We start from the raw sequence: 18328 nt of genomic DNA on the forward strand, positions 1-18328 counted from the left end.
AATGGCAATTCCTGTTTATCTCTGGCTGAAAGACGACGGTGGCGCGGACATTAAAGGGGATGTGGACGTTCAGGATCGTGAAGGCAGCATCGAAGTGGTCGCCCAGCAACACAACCTGTACATCCCAACGGACAACAACACCGGCAAGCTGACCGGAACCCGTATCCACACCCCGTTCCGCTTCACCAAGGAGATCGACTCCGCCAGCCCGTATCTGTACAAGGCGGTGACCACCGGTCAGACCCTGAAGTCAGCGGAGTTCAAATGGTACAAGATCAACGATGCGGGTCAGGAGGTGGAGTACTTCAACACCAGGCTTGAGAACGTGAAAGTGGTGAAAGTGGCGCCGGTGATGCACGACATCAAGGATCCGAGCTTCGAGAAGCACAACCACCTTGAGCAGATCGAACTGCGCTACGAAAAAATCACCTGGACCTACAAAGACGGCAACATCATTCACTCCGATTCCTGGAACGAACGCGCCACCGCGTAACACTCTGGCGGGCCGCTAACGCTGCCCGCTTTTTTGCTGAACGTCGGTCGTCTCGGGCGTTCAGCAAAAAACACAAAACTTGCCTGCCTGACCTGATGCGCTTGGGTTCCTTATCAACAAAGGAAAGCGATGGGCGGTAGCGTGCCTGGGAACAATCGAGAGAGAGAAAATGGAAAATTCCGCCGTCCTGTTACGCCGTCTTAACCCCTACTGCGCCCGCGCGCTGGAAGGTGCCGCTTCCCTGTGCCAGACCCGCGCCCACGCTGAAATTAGACCGGAACACTGGTTGATGAAGTTGCTGGAACAGGGTGAAGGCGATCTTACCGTGCTGGCGCGCCGCTACGAGTGGGATATGGACGGCATATGGCAGGCGTTACTGGGGTGGCTGGACCGGTTCCCACGTGCGGTGCGCGGCCGCCCGCAGCTGGCGGAACCCCTTAATGCGCTGCTGAAAGCGGCGTGGATGGCGGCATCGTTGCAGGGTGAAGAGCAGATCCGCAGTCAGCATCTGCTGATGGCGCTCACGGGAAACCCAACGCTAATCCACTGTGATGGCCTGTGGCCGCTGCTGACCCTCAGCCAGAGCCAGCTTGAACGTCTGCGCCCGCTGCTGGACGCACAGTCCGATGAGCGTCCGGAGGTGCGGCCGATCGCGTCAGGGGATGGCGTCGAGTTTGTCGGTCGTCCGATTGATGCTGAGGCGAAAGACGGGGAACTTAGCCCGCCGCTGCAGAACGCGCTGGATAAGTTCACTCTGGATGTGACCGCCAAAGCGAAAGCCGGCAGCATCGACCCGGTGTTTGGCCGCGACAATGAAATTCGGCAGATGGTGGATATTCTCTCCCGCCGCCGCAAGAACAACCCGATTCTGGTCGGGGAGCCGGGCGTGGGCAAAACGGCGCTGGTGGAGGGACTGGCGCTGCGCATTGCAGAAGGCAACGTCCCGGAATCGCTCAAGCCGGTGATTCTGCGCACTCTCGATCTCGGTCTGCTTCAGGCCGGAGCGGGCGTGAAAGGCGAGTTCGAACAGCGCCTGAAAAACGTGATTGATGCGGTGCAGCAGTCACCGGTGCCAATCCTGCTGTTTATCGACGAAGCGCACACCATTATCGGTGCCGGTAATCAGGCCGGTGGCGCGGATGCGGCCAATCTGCTGAAACCGGCCCTGGCGCGGGGCGAACTGCGTACCATCGGGGCGACTACCTGGAGCGAGTACAAACAGTATTTCGAGCGTGATGCCGCGCTGGAGCGTCGCTTCCAGATGATCAAAGTGGATGAGCCGGATGATGACACCGCCTGTCTGATGCTCAGGGGCCTGAAGTCCCGCTATGCCGAACACCACAATGTGCATATCACTGACGCCGCCGTGCGTGCCGCCGTCACGCTTTCCCGTCGCTATCTGACCGGCCGCCAACTGCCGGATAAAGCCGTCGATCTGCTCGATACCGCAAGCGCCCGCGTGCGCATGAACCTGGATACCCTGCCGGAACCGCTCACCCGCATCCGCGCGCAGATCACCGCCCTGGGGATAGAGAAACAGGCGCTACTGGAAGATATGACGCTGGGTAACGATACCCACGGCGAGCGTCTGGCGGCGATTGAGCAGGAAGAGATCAAACTGATTGTGTCGCTTGATGAGCTGGAGGCGCAGTATTGCAATGAGTTGGCGCTGGTGGAACAGCTGCTGGATAGCCGCCAGGATATCTCTCGCCAGAGTGAAACCTGCGCGCTACAGCAGCAGTTGAACCGGATGCAGCACAATAATCCGCTACTCGGCGTGGAGGTGGACGTGCGCACCATTGCCAACGTGATTGCTGACTGGACGGGCGTCCCGCTCTCTTCCTTGATGAAAGACGAGCAGATCGAGCTGCTCTCGCTGGAAACCGCGCTGGGCAAGCGCGTAGTGGGGCAGGATGTGGCGCTGGAGGCGCTCGCCCAACGCTTACGGGCGGCAAAAACCGGGCTAACGTCGGAAAATGGCCCGCAGGGGGTATTCCTGCTGGTTGGTCCGAGCGGTGTGGGCAAAACCGAAACGGCTCTCGCGCTGGCCGACAGTCTGTATGGCGGTGAAAAATCGCTTATCACCATCAATCTGTCGGAGTATCAGGAGCCGCACACCGTTTCCCAGCTCAAGGGTTCGCCGCCGGGGTATGTCGGTTACGGCCAGGGCGGGATCCTCACCGAAGCCGTGCGTAAACGCCCGTACAGCGTGGTGCTGCTGGATGAAGTGGAAAAGGCGCACCACGACGTGATGAACCTGTTTTACCAGGTGTTTGATCGCGGCTTTATGCGCGACGGCGAAGGGCGCGAAATCGACTTTCGTAACACCGTCATTCTGATGACCGCCAACCTCGGCAGTGACCCTCTGATGCAACTGCTGGATGAACAGCCGCAGGCCACCGAGAGCGATCTGCACGAGCTATTGCGCCCGATCCTGCGTGACCACTTCCAGCCTGCGCTGCTGGCCCGATTCCAGACCGTGATTTATCGCCCGCTGGCACCCGCCGCGATGCGCACCATCGTGAAAATGAAGCTCGCCCAGGTCAGCCAGCGCCTGAGCCGCCATTACGGCCTCACCACCCATATCGAAGAAGAGCTGTATGACGCGCTGACCGCCGCCTGCCTGTTGCCGGATACGGGGGCGCGCAACGTCGACAGCCTGCTCAACCAGCAGATCCTGCCGGTGTTAAGTCAGCAACTGCTTAGCCATATGGCGGCAAACCAGAAACCACGGCTGCTGACCTTAGGCTGGAGCGAGGAGCAGGGGATTGCGCTGACGTTCAGTGTGGGCAATGGAGAGCCATCATGAGTACCCACCCCAAAATCATCTTCAGCCACAACCATCACAGGCTTTCGGTAAAAGGGTGTGAACCGGCGCTGGACGTGCTGGCCTTTGAAGGGCTTGAAGCCCTGAGCCAGCCGTTCAGCTACCGTGTTGAATTCACCAGCACCGACCACGGCATCAGCAAAGACATGATGTTGATGAAACCGGGGTCGCTGACGCTGCAGGCCCCGGTCGATCAGGGTTTCGGCATTAAAATCCAGCAGCCGGTGCGGGTGATCCAGGGCGTGGTGAGCGGATTCGAACGGCTGAGCACTTCGGAAGATCAGACCCTGTACGCCCTGACGCTGCAGCCTCGTCTGGCACTGCTCGACCGCTCGCACCAGAACGCAATCTATCAGGACATGTCCGTCCCGCAGATCGTGGAAAAAATCCTCCGCGAGCGTCACAACCTGCGTGGCCAGGATTTCCTCTTTTCGCTGGTGAACGACTATCCGCGCCGCGAGCAGGTGATGCAGTACGGTGAGGACGATCTGCACTTTATCACCCGTCTGCTGGGGGAGGTGGGGATCTGGTTTCGCTTCACCACCGACACGCGGCTTAACATCGACGTGGTGGCGTTTTACGACAGCCAGCAGGGCTATGAGAAAAGCCTGATCCTGCCGTCGGTACCGCCGTCGGGCCAGCACGCAAAAGGGGTGGACTCGGTATGGGGGATAGAGTCCCACCACCGCGTGGTGCAGAAACAGGTCACTACCCGGGACTACAACTACCGCCTGGCGGTTGAGGATATGAACGTACAGGTGGAGGTGACCCGCGGGGACAGCACCACCTACGGAGAGGCCTACCATTACGCCGACAACTACCTGACGGCGGGCAGCGCGTATGACCGTCACCCGGCTCCGGAGTCCGGGGCGTTTTATGCCCGCATGCGCCACGAGCGCTATCTGAACGGCCAGACGCAGCTCAGCGCCATCAGCAGCTGTCCGACCCTGTGGCCGGGTCTGCGGCTGAAGGTCGCCGGGGGGTATGAAGTGGCGGAGGCTTTCAGCCAGGGCGTGGTCATTACGGGGATGACCAGCGCCGCGCGGCGCGACCAGGATTTTGCGGTGCATTTCGCCGCGATACCGGACAGCAGCGAGGTGGGGTTTCGTCCCGGGCCCGGTAAACGCCCGGTGATGGCGGGCACCCTGCCTGCGCGGGTGACCAGCACCACCGAGAACGACACCTACGGGCATATCGACAAAAACGGCCGCTACCGCGTCAGCATGCTGTTTGACCGGGACAGCTGGGAAACGGGCTTTGAAAGCCTGTGGGTACGCCAGTCCCGCCCGTATGCCGGAGGCACCTACGGCCTGCATCTGCCGCTGCTGGCGGGGACCGAAGTGGCGATTGGGTTTGAAGATGGCAACCCCGACCGGCCATATCTCGCCGGTGTGCTGCACGACTCGGCGCATCCTGACCACGTCACAATCCGCAACTACAAACGTAACGTCCTGCGCACGCCGGCGAACAACAAAATCCGCCTCGACGACAGCCGTGGTCAGGAGCATATCAAGGTCTCGACGGAGTACGGTGGCAAGAGCCAGCTGAACCTCGGGCATCTGGTGGACCGCGAAAAACAGAAGCGTGGGGAGGGGTTTGAACTGCGCACGGATGCGTGGGGGGCGATACGGGCGGAGAAAGGGTTGTTTATCAGTGCGGACGGGCAGGCGAAGGCGCAGGGGAAGGTGCTGGAGATGCAGTCGGCGATCAGTTTGCTGAAAGGGGCGCTGAATCAGGCCACCGAATGGGGAGGTATCGCGCAGTCTCATCATAACGTGATGCCTGACAGCGCGCCGCTTAACACCCTTGTTGAGAGCGCGGATGGGCTGAAGTCGGCGGCCGTTGTTATCAGCGCCCCGCAGGGGCTGGCGGCGGTTACGCCGGAAGCCACGCTGTTACACAGCGGCAGAGGACTGTATCTGCAGAGTCTGGGAGAAGTGAATATCACTGCCGCACAGCGGCATTCGGTTGTCTCGGGTAAAGCGATCTCCCTGCTTGCCCGGGAGGAGGGGATGCGGCTGGTGTCCGGCAACGGTCCGCTGGCAATGGAGTCACATGCAGACACCCTGTCCCTGACCTCGCTGCAGGATGTCATGGTGCAGTCCACCCAGGGCCATATTCAGCTCACCGCCAAAAATGGTATCACCCTTGGTTGCGGCGGGGCGTATATCCGCATTACGCCGCAGGGGAGGATAGAGATCCACGGTCCGGGATTACTGAGCCTGAAGGGCCAGCATTCTCTGCAGGGGCCGGCCGGCGAGGATTTTCCGCTGCCGGAGCTGCCGTCCTCTGTGTGTAAGGAGTGTCTGAAAAGAGCGCAGGAACAGGCTCGGGGCTTTGTGAAGAGGGAGGGTTAATTAATGGAGCATATACGCAACTGGCTGAGTGAAATAGAGCAGACCTGCCGGAAAATTAATCATCATTATATCGATATTCTAATTGACCAGTGTGGGATGGAATTTTCTGTTATTCCCGCACTGTCTGGATTTTCTTCTTCGCTCGCCTGGTGCTCTCTGTATGAAGGGATTCCGGAAGATATTTATCGTGAAGATGCACCGTTGCTTATTCGAATCGATCTTGATGAACCGCAGCAGGTTCAGTGGCTGAGTGAGCTTGCCAGAGAGGTGGCGCTTACGGCTCCGCTGTTGTTGATTGTATCGCCGTGGCCTTTTTCAGCACTCGCAAAATGGCTCAGGCAATGTGTCGATGCCAGCCATGAAGGACTTCCTGGTATATTTCGGTTCTGGGATACGCGTATTTTCCCCTGGCTCTTTAACGGTATTTTAACTGCAAAAGCGGGTGCTCAACTGCTAAGGCCTGCTCTGTTCTGGAGCTGGATCGATCGTGATGATAACCCCGCCATCCTTGCAGGCAAGGGGGCGGCTTATGCCGATGAGATTGCCCAGCAAATTACGTTCAGCGATGCGCAATTTGAAGCAATGATGTGCCTTTCAGATGCCATTCTTTTTTTAAAAGCCCAACAGTTACCCGAAAATATTTACCCGACGAAAGAAGAACTCTTTTCTGCCTGTTTTAACGCCATGCTGGAGGCAACAAAGAAAAAGATTCTTTTTGAGGAAGATCGTGATGCCTGGGTACTGGCGGGTCTCAGTGAATACAAAAAATATAATGAGGTTCAAGGATGAAAAAAGTCATCGTGTTAACTGCGGTATTTCTGTTGAGCGGCTGCGGCTCTATTGCTGAGCACTCGAAAGGGTGTTACCGCGAATATTATCAAGGTACACAAAAAATGACAGAGCTGGGGATGTGGTTCTTCTATCCCTGGCTTGACGTTCCTTTTTCCGCTGTTGTCGATACCGTGACGTTACCCGTCGATGCTATTTGCATCGCCAGTAATTAGATAACGAGTTAACTGAGGAAAAAGAATGTGAACAGGCAATGGTACGGCGTATTACTGGGCGTGGTGTTACTTGCCGGATGCAGCCAGCCGCAGGCGGAAGCACAGACGCAGAGCGGCGGAGCGGGAACCATTGAGGCCATCAACCATACCAAATGGGCGATTAACCATTTCAGCGTCAACGGGCAGTCGGGGATTGATGCTATCGGCCCATTTGATGGCGGAGGAGGCGGGTGCTGCTACGGGGTACCTTCCGTCTGGACACCAGGAATGATGGTTCGAATTGACTGGGAAAGTGGGGAGGCGTCGACGGAGGGTTTCCCTGGGTTTGCTGATTATGAAAAATATAAAGCCTGGGAAAAGAAGATGAGTGCCAACAACCGGCAACATAGCAAGACCATCTCTGTGCCGGATTATACCGGTCAAAAGACCTGCGGCATCACGGTTCACTTCTTACCCTGCGATGAGGTGAAGGTAACGACAAGTTGCTTTACCTACGGCAGCCCGTCCTATCCGATCAAATTGCCGCTCGAAATGAAGGAGCCGAAAGTATGTCCAAAGTAACCAGGGATGGGAGCAAATCGAAGGGATGCCGGTACGGCGTATTACTGGGGGTGGTGTTACTTGCCGGATGCAGCCAGCCGCAGGCGAAAGCACAGACGCAAAGCGGCGGAGCGGGAACCATTGAAGCCATCAATCATACCAAATGGGCGATTAACCATTTCAGCGTCAACGGGCAATCGGGGATTGATACTATCGGCCCGTTTGATGGCGGAGGAGGCGGGTGCTGCTACGGGGTACCCTCAGTTTGGAAATCGGGTATGACAGCGCGTATTGACTGGGAAACTGGGGTTGGTGGCTCTAAAGGATTTCCGGGATTCGCTGACAGAGAAAAATATAAGGCCTGGAAAAAGCAGGTTGATACGCAAAAAAAACAACACAGTGCAGTAGCTGTCTTACCAGACTACACCGGGCAGAAAACCTGCGGTATCACCGTTCACTTCTTACCCTGCGATGAGGTGAAGGTAACGACAAGTTGCTTTACCTATGGTAGCCCGTCCTATCCGATCAAACTGCCACTCGAAATGAAGGAGCCGAAAGTATGTCCGAAGTAACCAGGGATGGGATCACATTGAAGGGATGCCGGTTCGGCGTATTACTTGGTATAGCGTTACTTGCCGGATGCAGCCAGCCGCAGGCAGAAGCACAGACGCAGAGCGGCGGAGCGGGAACCATTAAAGCCATCAACCATACCAAATGGGCGATTAACCATTTCAGCGTAAATGGGCAATCGGGTATTGATGCTATCGGCCCCTTTGATGGCGGCGGAGGTGGATGCTGCTACGGGGTACCTTCCGTCTGGACACCAGGAATGATGGTTCGAATTGACTGGGAAAGTGGGGAGGCGTCGACGGAGGGTTTCCCTGGGTTTGCTGATTATGAAAAATATAAAGCCTGGGAAAAGAAAATGAGTGCCAACAACCGACAACATAGCAAAACGGTGATTGTTCCGGACTATACAGGACAAGAGACCTGCGGCATCACGGTTCATTTTTTACCCTGCGATGAAGTCAAGGTGACCACAAGCTGCTGGTCGCCGACGAATGCAAACTACCCGATCAAACTGCCACTCGAAATGAAGGAGCCGAAAGTATGTCCGAAGTAACCAGGGATGGGAGCAAATCGAAGGGATGCCGGTTCGGCGTATTACTGGGCATAACGTTACTTGCCGGATGCAGCCAGCCGCAGGCGGAAGCACAGACGCAAAGCGGCGGAGCGGGGACCATCAAAGCCATAAATCATACCAAATGGGCGATTAACCATTTCAGCGTTAATGGCCAGTCGGGGATCGATATTATCGGGCCTTTTGATGGGGGAGGGGGAGGGTGCTGTTACGGAGTACCTCAAGTCTGGAAACCGGGTATGACGGTGCAAATTGACTGGGAAACAGGGCAAGGATCGTCAGCAGGTTTTCCTGGGTTTGCGGATGAAGAAAAATACCAGGCTTGGAAAACTAAAATAGATGCGCAAAAAAAACAACACAGTGCAGTCGCTGTCTTACCGGACTACACAGGACAAGAGACCTGCGGTATCACGGTTCATTTTTTACCCTGCGATGAAGTCAAGGTGACCACAAGTTGCTGGTCGCCGACAAATGCGAACTATCCGATCAAATTGCCGCTCGAAATGAAGGAGCCGAAAGTATGTCCAAAGTAACCAGGGATAGGAGCAAATCGAAGGGATGCCGGTTCGGCGTATTACTGGGCATAGCGTTACTTGCCGGATGCAGCCAGCCGCAGGCAGAAGCACAGACGCAAAGCGGCGGAGCGGGAACCATCAAAGCCATCAATCATACCAAATGGGCGATTAACCATTTCAGCGTAAATGGGCAATCGGGGATTGATGCTATCGGCCCGTTTGATGGCGGCGGAGGTGGATGCTGTTACGGCGTGTCTTCAGTCTGGACACCAGGAATGATGGTTCAAATTGACTGGGAAAGTGGGCTTGGAAGTTCAGATGATTTCCCGGGGTATGCAGACGAAAAAAAATTTCTGGAATGGGCAAATAAAATCAAAGCGCAGCACCGACAGCATAGCAAAGCGGTGATTGTTCCGGACTATACAGGACAAGAGACCTGCGGTATCACGGTTCACTTCTTACCCTGCGATGAAGTCAAGGTGACCACAAGCTGCTGGTCGCCGACAAATGCAAACTACCCGATCAAACTGCCGCTCGAAATGAAGGAGCCGAAAGTATGTCCGAAGTAACCATGGATTTAGTCTGGTATCCACCGCCGTTTCCGGCCCAGGGGCGGCTTCCTTCAAACGCGGCGCTGGTGGATAAAAACTGTAAGCAGCAGCAAAGCCTGGAAAGTAAATATCGTAACCAGCTGTGCGAGGCGGCAGACCGGGTGGTTGAGTTGCCCTGCTGTAAAACTCTGCATATCAGCCTGTTTTTTGATGGTACCGGGAATAACCTGAATAACGATTTTTATCTGTCTAACCCAAAACACCCGACCAACATTGCCCGTCTGTTTCGCGCCACCATTGGTAACGGCACGGCCGGCGGAGTAAGCACGACCGCAGGGTTGTTTGATACCGATGCCTCCCTGAAGGGGAGCTACTTTAAATACTATATACCCGGCGTCGGCACCCCTTTTCCGGAAATAAACGATCTGGATTACTCAATGGCAGGGCTGGCATTTGCAGACAGAGGGGAAGACCGCATTAACTGGGGACTATTGCGTATTATTGATGCTTTGAAATTTGCCCTCAGCGAACAGTGGATGAGTAACGGACAGAGCCGGGCTGCGCTGGAAAATATGGCGACCTCCTGGGCATCTCTGGGGTTGACCGGCAGCCATAACCGCTATGAAGAGTTCACCCATCAGCTTAAACAACTGGAAAGTCTGCTAAGGCCCGCGCAGCAGCTGCCCAGCTCGAAACAACCCAAACTGCTGGGGATCAAGCTTTATGTATATGGTTTTTCCCGCGGCGCGGCGGCGGCACGTACCTTTGTCAACTGGCTGAGTGAACTGCTGCCGAAACCAAATGCCGAAAAGCAGAAACCCGAGCAGTGCCTGGCAGTTGGTGACTTGAAAATTCCGCTGAGCGTGGAGTTTTTAGGCCTTCTGGATACCGTAGCCTCCGTTGGCGTCGCGCATATGGCTCCGGTAGCGGAAGGGCATATGTCGTGGGCCGACGATACGCAGGAATTACCCGAAGAGGAGACCTACGGTGGGCTTATCAAGCGCTGCGCGCATCTGGTCTCCTCCCACGAGCAGCGCCTCTGTTTTCCCCTCGATTCCATTTGCCGCGCCAATGGACAATATCCGGCAAACAGCGTGGAGGTTATTTACCCTGGGGTGCACTCAGATATTGGTGGAGGTTATCCTCCCGGAGATCAAGGTAAGGCTAATGATTCTTTAGACAGATTTTTACTCTCACAAATTGTTTTACATGATTTTTATGCTGACGCATTTAACGCAGGAGCTCCGCTTAAAGTTTCACTGTCATCACTGCCAGATGAACTGAAAAAGAATAATTGGCGCCAATTGTCTCCTGATGGGCAACTTGAATTTGCAATATCTGTTGATCTTATCAACCGCTTCAACGCCTGGCGCGAATTAACCCTTAACCAGCCTTCACCTGCCACCCCCATTACCAATGAGCTGGCCGCCAGCTATGATCCTCCCCGCGCCCCCGTAAGCCTGGAGGCAGCCTGCGATCATCAGATGGCCTGGATCACCGCCTGGCGCATCAATCGCTATGCCAAAGGGACGCTATTGAAAACGCCATTCTATCTGCGCGCAACGGATACTGATGCCACCTCCGGGGCACTGGAGGCCTCTAAGGCCAAAAGAGACCTGAAGCAAGGGGCAATAGAGAGCATGCGCAAAGAAAAAACAGCGCTGCAGCCTGCGGATAAAATGAACGAGCTGGTGCTGGATCCAGGTGTGAAGGATTTTGACCCCGATCTTGGGCAAACCCAGCTTCGCGAGGCGGCGCAGGAGTTTGGCGAAGATTATCGGCAGCAGTTCCGCTCCGTGGGCAGCATCACGCAGCTGGTGATGGATGTGATCCCACACCATGCCATTTTCTTGCTCAACACCGACGATGAGCCGAAAGAGTATCGGAAAATGAAGCAGGAGGGCGAGGACAAGGTTGAAGTTCTGTTTCCCCTGCTGGGTGAGGCGACCAATGCCGATCTGCCAGGCGGACTTGTTCGGGCGCTGTTCGACGATCAGGTACATGATTCCCGTGCGTGGTTTATGCACTACACCTTAGGTGGACGGGAACCCTGGGGCAGCTATTTTCTCTACCGGATGATCTATTTTGGCAACAAATGCAGTAAGCCTCTGTCACCGTTAACCATCGCCGGGACCGTCGTCGGCGCGGCCACGCTGGTGGGTGGCGTGATATTCAGCTTTAAACAGAAGGGTACGACGGCGAAGCTGGCGGGCCTGGCCGCAACCGGTGGGCTGTTATCGCTCGAAGTTGAAGCGCTGGATCTACTGACCAGGCTACCTGTTCCAATGAACGCAGACGCAGACGCACTCAGAGCCTTTACCTCTGCGCCTGGCGTCGTGGTTGCTCAGCAAACAGCAGCCATCGAAGACCAGCGTCTGGCATACGCGAAAACAATCATCAATTCTACCTGGGCGAAACAAGCCCGCTCCATGCTTATTTCCTGATTCAGGGAAGAGAGTTCTTATGAAAAATATCATTCGTCAGGGAGACACCCCGAGGGAGTATGGCGGCCAGGTGCTGGGCGGCCACTATTCCTTTTTTGGCAAAGGCATCGCCACGAAAGCTGACCCGGTCATCTGCAATAAGCATGGTATGACGATCATTGCAGAGGGTAGCTCGCTCATGCTGGTGGATGGGCAGCCTGCTGCTCTGCATGGTCACAAATGTGCCTGTGGCTGTACGCTGGTGAGCTCCTTCCCCGATGTGAGAATCGAGCAATGAGAGCGGTGCCCTCATTTCCACCTTATAAGGTTACCCGTCCCCCAGTCGCGAAACGCTGGATAGCGGCGGCTTCGCTGATGGGGCCGATCGCGGGAGGCTGTTCGGTGCTGCTGCGCAAAACAGAAGTCAGCAGCGGGGCGGTGATTACCGCAATGTTGATCGGTATTAGCGTTGTGGGGACGCTTTGGCTTTTTCGGCTATGGTACTACCGTTGCTCGGTGCACAACGCCACGCTATGGCAGCAGGAGGTAAAGGCCATTCAGCAGCAGTGGTGGATCCAACATCGACGTCAGTTTGGTCTGCTGGAAACCGTTCTGATTGGCCCGGCAGGCAGCAATGAGCTTGAATGGGAACGCGTTTTCAGACGTGAAACCCTGCCTCCAAAAGCGCGAAGCGAGAGAGGATTCGCTGCGTTTCGCATTGCCCGTACGTTTTCGGAGGATGCTGACGAGCGTGATCAACAGCTTGCCAGAATGCTGGTTCTGCAATGGATAAAACAACCTAAAAGTAGTGAGCGTCTCTCGCCTGCGAGATGCTACTGGGCCGGAAGTAACATCGCCTGGCGCGCATTCATCGGGCAAATGAAACTGACTTTCCCCGATGTTGTGCTACCCGAGGAACCAAAACCCTGGCGCGGTGAAGAAACGCTGGCAGAGCTTGCGGAGATGTTTGCCGATGCTGCCCCGGATACACAGGCACTGGTTGCCGGCTGTCAGTCGCTCACGGCTTCCGCTACGGCAGTACGTCCGGCCAGCGAGACTGCCGTACTGTGGCTGGTTGGCGCTACAGCTCCTGTTGTGCTGGCCCGGGGTGAGATTTTTGAGCCAACCGCCAACGAATCCATTTTGCAGGTTTGCCAGCGGGCGCAAATTCAGAGCGAGCTTGAACAGGTTCCAGAGTATTGCATGCTCTTTTCACCATCCGGGCAGCCTGAACTGGCAAGCTGCGGCTGGAATGTCACTCAGCATCTGCAGGACAGTTACTGGGGTGAATCAGGCGAAATGGAGCCCCTGGTGGCGATTTCGCTTGCGGCGATCTTCGCCCGTACGCAAAAGCAGCCCTGCGGCTGGATAGCCGCTGATCCTTTACACACTCTTGCACTTGGAATTATCAAGCCTTATGGATAAGGACAACCAACAAACTGAAGGCATCTCCGTTGCATATACAACGTTTATTGCGGTAGCAGCGATAACGCTGGCAATCGTGCTGGGGGGCGGCATTTTCTGGATCTTCGCCACTGACGCGTCGACAGAATGGGGAGAGATACGGCCGATTCTGCTCGTCTGTGGAATGGGATGGATCATAGCGCTCAGCCTGTCTGCGCTTGCTTTCTCCGGCTGGCAATTGTGGTTACGTAATATCGCCTACCGAACGTCGAAAGATAAGCAACAGCGCAGGCTTCGCCTCCAACAGCAAAAGCAGCAGACGCTGACAGGAGACATTAGCCGCGCGATGAGTACCCGTTATGGCCGCTTATGGCGCCGCAAAGTCCGTCTGTTACTCATCAGCGGTGATGAACCCGCCATCGAACACCTTATCCCCGGCCTGCAAACCAGCCTGTGGCTCGAAGGCAACCGTATCGTACTGCTTTACGGCGGCAGCCTGACCCCTGATGTTGATAACGAAAAATACGCCGCCCTGCGCAAATTGCGCCGTGGTCGCCCGCTGGATGGCATCATCCGGGTGATTGGCGAAGGTCAGAGTCTTACACCGCAGATAAGCGATAAGGATCTCCGTGGGCTGGAGAAAATCAGTGAAGCATTACGCTACTCGGCTCCGGTCTGGCTGTGGCAACTGTACGGCAGCGACTGGTCGCAAAAGGGGCGTCAATCTCAGGCCGTAGGCATCACGTTGCCGCAGCGAGCGATACCGGAGAATGTCTCCTGCCAGCTCAGTAAACTGCTGCCTCAACTGCGCGAGCAGGGCATTGCGCAGATAACAGACAACCGCTGTCATGATTTCCTGTTGCGTCTGGCGCAACAGCTGGAACAGGGGGAGCGTGAACGCTGGGCATCATGCCTGACGCCGTGGCTTTACGCTGCACAACAGCGCGTCCCGCTGCGGGGGCTGGTCTTCAGCCTGGCAGACAGACCCGGCCCCTTAGATGACGTCAGCGTTGAAAGTGCGCCTCAGCCCGCTTACCAGCATGCTCTGACGCTCCCGGACACCTGGCAGGGTGTCATTAACGACTGCACCCGCATACGCGGTCGCCGGGTTGGCCTGGCCTGGGAGCAGACGCTGGCATGGGTCGTCATGGCGGTTATTGGCGTCTGGGGAGCGGGGCTGCTGCTCTCTTTTGCCCTGAACTACGGACAAATCTCCTCGATGGCGACCAACGCTCGCGCGCTGGTAGAGCATCCGTCCATCTCCGATTATCAGCTTACCGCCCTGCACGACCTGCGTAACGATGCCGGTCGCCTGCAATACCACATTCAGCACGGAACGCCCTGGTATCTGCGTTTTGGTCTGAGCCATAGCCCGCAGCTGCTAAGTGCGGTGCTGCCCTGGTACGGCGTGGCGAATAACCGCCTGATCCGCGATCCGGCTAATGCGGCGTTAGTGCAGAAACTGAACGTGCTGGTGAACTCTGCCCCCAACAGCGACAACCGTATCGCGCTGGCGAAGCCGGGTTACGACCAGCTAAAAGCCTGGCTGATGATGGCCCGTTCAGACAAAACGGACGGCGCATTCTACGCCCAAACAATGAAAGCGGTGCAGCCGACCCGCATGGGCATTTCCCCCGGGTTGTGGCAGAGCCTGTCACCGGATCTGTGGGCGTTTTATATCGCGGAGCTGCCCCTGCAACCGCAGTGGAAAATCACCCCGGATATGTCTCTGGTCGGCCAGAGCCGTCAGGTGCTGCTTCAGCAGATCGGCCGGCGTAACGCGGAAAGCACTCTGTACGAACATATGCTCAAATCGGTGCGGCGTAACTTTGCCGATATGACGCTGGAAGAGATGACCCACGCGACCGATGCCCGCCGTTTGTTCACCACCGATGAAGCCGTGCCGGGGATGTTTACCCGTCAGGCCTGGGAAGGGGGGATCCAGCAGGCTATTGAGAAAGCGGCGAACGCCCGTCGGGATGAAATCGACTGGGTGCTGAGCGACAGCCGCCAGGCCGTTTCTGCAGACCTGTCAGCGGAAACGCTGAAAGCCCGACTGACCCAGCGCTACTTTACCGACTTTGCCGGTAGCTGGCTGAACTTCCTCAACAGCCTGCGGCTTAACCCGGCGCAAAACATTGCCGATGTCACTGACCAGCTAACGCTGATGAGCGACGTGCGACAGTCGCCGCTGATTGCGCTGATGAACACGCTGGCGTGGCAAGGGCAGACCGGACAGCAAAAAGAAGGCGTCCCGGAGTCTATCCTCCGCTCGGCGAAAGACCTGATCGGCCATACAGAAAAACCCGCGATCGATCAGCGTGCCGCCGGACCGCAGGGCCCGCTGGACGATACCTTCGGGCCGCTGCTGGCGCTAATGGGGAAAAATAACGCCAGTAACGTGATGTCGGCAGACGGTTCATTGAGTTTGCAGACGTACCTGACCCGTATCACCCGCGTGCGCCTGCGTTTGCAGCAGGTGGCAAGCAGCACGGATCCGCAGGAGATGATGCAAAGTCTGGCGCAGACCGTGTTCCAGGGTAAAAGCGTCGATCTGACCGACACCCAGCAGTACGGCAGTCTGGTGGCGGCGAGCCTTGGTGAGGAGTGGCGCGGTTTTGGTCACACTCTGTTCGTGCAGCCGCTGACCCAGGCATGGGAAACGGTATTGCAACCGTCAGCAGCCAGCCTCAACGAACGCTGGAGCCGCTCGGTCGTGGCGAACTGGCATACGGCATTTGAGGGGCGTTTCCCGTTTGCGGTGAGCAAAAGCGATGCCTCGCTTCCGATGCTGGCCGAGTTTATCCGTAAAGATGCGGGACGCATCGACAGGTTTTTAACCTCAGAGCTAAGCGGCGTGCTGCACAAAGAGGGCAGCCGGTGGGTGCCGGACAGTGCCCACAGTCAGGGGCTGACGTTTAATCCTGCTTTTCTCAAGGCGGTAAACCAGCTGAGCCAGCTGTCAGACATCCTGTTTACCGATGGCAGTCAGGGGATCAGCTTCGAACTGCAGGCCCGTCCAGCAGCGCAGGTGGTGGAGACCCAGCTCACTATTGACGGGCAAAAAATGCATTACTTCAACCAGATGGCGGACTGGCAGTCCTTCCGCTGGCCGGGTGACACTTTCAAGCCGGGCGCGATGCTGACCTGGACGTCGACCAACGCGGGCGCACGCCTGTTTGGTGACTACAGCGGTACCTGGGGTTTTATCCGCTGGCTGGACCAGGGCAAGCGTCAGCAGCTCGACCGCAGCCAGTGGATGATGAGTTTTGCCGCCCCGGATGGCCGTACGCTGCAGTGGGTACTGCGCTCCCAGTTGGGCAGGGGACCTCTGGCACTACTGGCGCTGCGTGATTTCCGTCTCCCGGATCAGATCTTCACCGTGGATCCCTTAGCAACCGCTCAGGCGCTCGACACTTCCGATAACTCAGCCATGGATGGAATGGAATAATGGCCGCATTACAGAACCTGCTCTACGCCTGTGGAGCAGAGGAGAGCACATTGCTGGATCAGTCCCGGACGCGCATCCGCGACCGGGAGCGCTGGCTGGAACCCATAAATGATGTTGAACCGACCGGGGAGGATCCCGGCTACAACGATGACTTCCAGCGCATCCGCGAAGAGGTGAATAAGCTCTCCGGCATTGATACCGCCCTGATTTGCCAGCTGACAGAAAAGCTGCTGACCGGTGTCTGCAAGGATCTGCGTGTAACGACCTTCTACGTCTGGGCGCGCCTGCATCAGGACGGCGAAACCGGGTTTGCAGAGGGCTGGAATTGCTGGCCGCTATGCTGGAAAAGTTCGGAGCCCAGCTGCATCCCCGGCGCGAGCGCAGCCGTAAATCGGCGCTGGAGTGGCTGGGCAGCAGCCGCATGATCGACAGCCTGTCGCGCTATCCGGAAGTGGATATCACGGTGATGCGGCGTATCGCCGGGGCGCTACTGCGGGCAGATAACACCCTACGGACATTTGATGACGAGGGGCAGCCCTTGCTCGCCGTGCTGTATCAGGCGCTGGAAAACAGGCTGGTGCAGAGCGGGGGAGCCAACAGTCTCGTCCCGCAAACCAGCCAGGAAGAGAGTGCTGCCGTCACGGAGGTTGTACCGTTCGCACCCGGGATGAATACCGTATCTTCAGGGCGTGACCTGCTCAGCCAGGCCAAAGAGCTGGCGCGATACCTGCGGGACCAGCCCGGCGGCTGGCTGGCGGGCCATCATCTGCTGAAATGCATTCGCTGGGATACGCTGATGTCCCTGCCGCCGCTGGATGCCTCCGGGCGTACCCGTCTGCTGCCGCCCAAGCCGGACAACAAGGCGCACCTCAAACGGCTATACCTGCAAAAAAGCTGGTCAGAATTGCTGGAATACACCGACGCCTTGCTGGCGCAGGGGGTTAACCATCTGTGGCTGGATCTGCAGTGGTACGCCTGGCAAGCGCTGGTGAAGCTCGATGCTGACTCCGTACGCGCAGATATTCTCTGCCGGGATCTCACCGGGCTGCTGTCTCGCCTGCCGGGGCTGGAGGTGCTGGCGTTCAACGACGGCACGCCGTTCGCCGATGAAGTGACGATGAACTGGATTAACGAAAGCGTGCTGGATGCGATGCCGGGCTGGAAGGATGAACCGGTGATGACCGCCGCTTCTTCCGGGGATGAGGTGTTATCTCTTGAGCCGGAAGTGCTGGCTAAAGCGGACAGCGAGGGAATAGACGCCGCACTCAACTGGCTACAGACCCGTGCGGGTTACACATCTTCCCGTGACCAGTGGCTGATGCGTCTGCTGATGGCGCGTGTCACCGAGCAGTACGGCAAAAACGAAATGGCGCTGCACTTGCTGGGTGAGCTCGACCACCGTGCCCGCACGCTCACCCTTGAGCAGTGGACGCCGGACCTGCTGTTCGAAGTCAAAGCGCGTCGGCTCAAATTACTGCGTGCCAGATCAGGGCGCAGTGAGGCGGATAAAACCCGCCTGCTACCCGAAATGGACGCGCTGCTCTCCGGGCTGATTGCGCTTGATCCTGCTCGCTCTGCCGTACTTTGCGGCTGATATTAAAAACGGACTGATAGTTAAATTT

General features: G+C 57.0%; 14 protein-coding genes and 1 pseudogene. All 15 read left to right on the forward strand.

Going from position 1 to position 18328, the window contains the following annotated elements:
* Position 1 precedes the first annotated feature (1 nt).
* The 15 genes and pseudogenes from M8014_RS05540 (at position 2) to tssA (ending at position 18300) form a co-directional block, all read left to right on the forward strand.
* Positions 2 to 493, forward strand: a complete 492-nt coding sequence (locus M8014_RS05540; protein ID WP_271281534.1) for an Hcp family type VI secretion system effector — start codon at positions 2 to 4, stop codon at positions 491 to 493.
* Between the two features lie 169 nt (positions 494 to 662).
* Positions 663 to 3302, forward strand: a complete 2640-nt coding sequence (gene tssH, locus M8014_RS05545) for a type VI secretion system ATPase TssH (protein ID WP_271281535.1) — start codon at positions 663 to 665, stop codon at positions 3300 to 3302.
* Positions 3299 to 5677, forward strand: coding sequence for a type VI secretion system Vgr family protein (locus M8014_RS05550; RefSeq protein WP_271281536.1), 2379 nt, complete (start codon positions 3299 to 3301; stop codon positions 5675 to 5677). Before tssH ends, M8014_RS05550 begins: the two co-directional genes overlap by 4 nt.
* A 3-nt stretch (positions 5678 to 5680) precedes the next feature.
* A complete protein-coding gene (locus M8014_RS05555; RefSeq protein WP_271281537.1) occupies positions 5681 to 6466 on the forward strand; it encodes a toxin Tle1 chaperone Tla1 in 786 nt (261 codons plus the stop codon).
* Positions 6463 to 6681, forward strand: coding sequence for a YceK/YidQ family lipoprotein (locus tag M8014_RS05560; RefSeq protein WP_271281538.1), 219 nt, complete (start codon positions 6463 to 6465; stop codon positions 6679 to 6681). The genes M8014_RS05555 and M8014_RS05560 overlap by 4 nt, the downstream gene beginning before the upstream one ends.
* A gap of 27 nt (positions 6682 to 6708) precedes the next feature.
* The gene (locus M8014_RS05565; RefSeq protein WP_271281539.1) at positions 6709 to 7242 is read left to right on the forward strand and encodes a Tli1a family immunity protein; all 534 of its coding nucleotides are present in this window, start codon (positions 6709 to 6711) and stop codon (positions 7240 to 7242) included.
* Complete coding sequence (locus tag M8014_RS05570) at positions 7230 to 7793, forward strand: Tli1a family immunity protein (protein WP_271281540.1); 564 nt, start codon at positions 7230 to 7232, stop codon at positions 7791 to 7793. The genes M8014_RS05565 and M8014_RS05570 overlap by 13 nt, the downstream gene beginning before the upstream one ends.
* Complete coding sequence (locus M8014_RS05575) at positions 7781 to 8344, forward strand: Tli1a family immunity protein (protein ID WP_271281541.1); 564 nt, start codon at positions 7781 to 7783, stop codon at positions 8342 to 8344. The genes M8014_RS05570 and M8014_RS05575 overlap by 13 nt, the downstream gene beginning before the upstream one ends.
* Entirely contained in the window at positions 8332 to 8895 is a 564-nt protein-coding gene (locus M8014_RS05580) for a Tli1a family immunity protein (RefSeq protein ID WP_271281542.1), read from the forward strand. The genes M8014_RS05575 and M8014_RS05580 overlap by 13 nt, the downstream gene beginning before the upstream one ends.
* Complete coding sequence (locus M8014_RS05585; protein ID WP_271281543.1) at positions 8883 to 9446, forward strand: Tli1a family immunity protein; 564 nt, start codon at positions 8883 to 8885, stop codon at positions 9444 to 9446. The genes M8014_RS05580 and M8014_RS05585 overlap by 13 nt, the downstream gene beginning before the upstream one ends.
* Entirely contained in the window at positions 9434 to 11872 is a 2439-nt protein-coding gene (locus M8014_RS05590) for a T6SS phospholipase effector Tle1-like catalytic domain-containing protein (protein WP_271281544.1), read from the forward strand. Before M8014_RS05585 ends, M8014_RS05590 begins: the two co-directional genes overlap by 13 nt.
* Before the next feature lie 19 nt (positions 11873 to 11891).
* The gene (locus tag M8014_RS05595) at positions 11892 to 12149 is read left to right on the forward strand and encodes a PAAR domain-containing protein (protein ID WP_271281545.1); all 258 of its coding nucleotides are present in this window, start codon (positions 11892 to 11894) and stop codon (positions 12147 to 12149) included.
* A gap of 5 nt (positions 12150 to 12154) precedes the next feature.
* On the forward strand, positions 12155 to 13276 hold the full coding sequence (locus tag M8014_RS05600; RefSeq protein ID WP_271281546.1) for a hypothetical protein: 1122 nt from the start codon (positions 12155 to 12157) through the stop codon (positions 13274 to 13276).
* On the forward strand, positions 13269 to 16706 hold the full coding sequence (locus M8014_RS05605) for an ImcF-related family protein (RefSeq protein ID WP_271281547.1): 3438 nt from the start codon (positions 13269 to 13271) through the stop codon (positions 16704 to 16706). Before M8014_RS05600 ends, M8014_RS05605 begins: the two co-directional genes overlap by 8 nt.
* Positions 16706 to 18300, forward strand: a pseudogene (tssA, locus tag M8014_RS05610) (type VI secretion system protein TssA). Before M8014_RS05605 ends, tssA begins: the two are co-directional and overlap by 1 nt.
* The last annotated feature ends 28 nt before the right edge of the window (positions 18301 to 18328 follow it).

The sequence above is a fragment of the Silvania hatchlandensis genome (genome assembly GCF_025564065.1).
Classification (GTDB): domain Bacteria; phylum Pseudomonadota; class Gammaproteobacteria; order Enterobacterales; family Enterobacteriaceae; genus Enterobacter; species Enterobacter hatchlandensis.

Excerpts from the sequence above, each read along its gene's own strand:
- M8014_RS05595 (WP_271281545.1), top strand. The coding sequence starts at position 11,892 with ATGAAAAATATCATTCGTCAGGGAGACACCCCGAGGGAGTATGGCGGC.
- tssH (WP_271281535.1), top strand. The coding sequence starts at position 663 with ATGGAAAATTCCGCCGTCCTGTTACGCCGTCTTAACCCCTACTGCGCC.
- M8014_RS05605 (WP_271281547.1), top strand. The coding sequence starts at position 13,269 with ATGGATAAGGACAACCAACAAACTGAAGGCATCTCCGTTGCATATACA.
- M8014_RS05580 (WP_271281542.1), top strand. The coding sequence starts at position 8,332 with ATGTCCGAAGTAACCAGGGATGGGAGCAAATCGAAGGGATGCCGGTTC.
- M8014_RS05585 (WP_271281543.1), top strand. The coding sequence starts at position 8,883 with ATGTCCAAAGTAACCAGGGATAGGAGCAAATCGAAGGGATGCCGGTTC.
- M8014_RS05540 (WP_271281534.1), top strand. The coding sequence starts at position 2 with ATGGCAATTCCTGTTTATCTCTGGCTGAAAGACGACGGTGGCGCGGAC.
- M8014_RS05560 (WP_271281538.1), top strand. The coding sequence starts at position 6,463 with ATGAAAAAAGTCATCGTGTTAACTGCGGTATTTCTGTTGAGCGGCTGC.
- M8014_RS05575 (WP_271281541.1), top strand. The coding sequence starts at position 7,781 with ATGTCCGAAGTAACCAGGGATGGGATCACATTGAAGGGATGCCGGTTC.
- M8014_RS05570 (WP_271281540.1), top strand. The coding sequence starts at position 7,230 with ATGTCCAAAGTAACCAGGGATGGGAGCAAATCGAAGGGATGCCGGTAC.
- M8014_RS05550 (WP_271281536.1), top strand. The coding sequence starts at position 3,299 with ATGAGTACCCACCCCAAAATCATCTTCAGCCACAACCATCACAGGCTT.
- M8014_RS05555 (WP_271281537.1), top strand. The coding sequence starts at position 5,681 with ATGGAGCATATACGCAACTGGCTGAGTGAAATAGAGCAGACCTGCCGG.
- M8014_RS05590 (WP_271281544.1), top strand. The coding sequence starts at position 9,434 with ATGTCCGAAGTAACCATGGATTTAGTCTGGTATCCACCGCCGTTTCCG.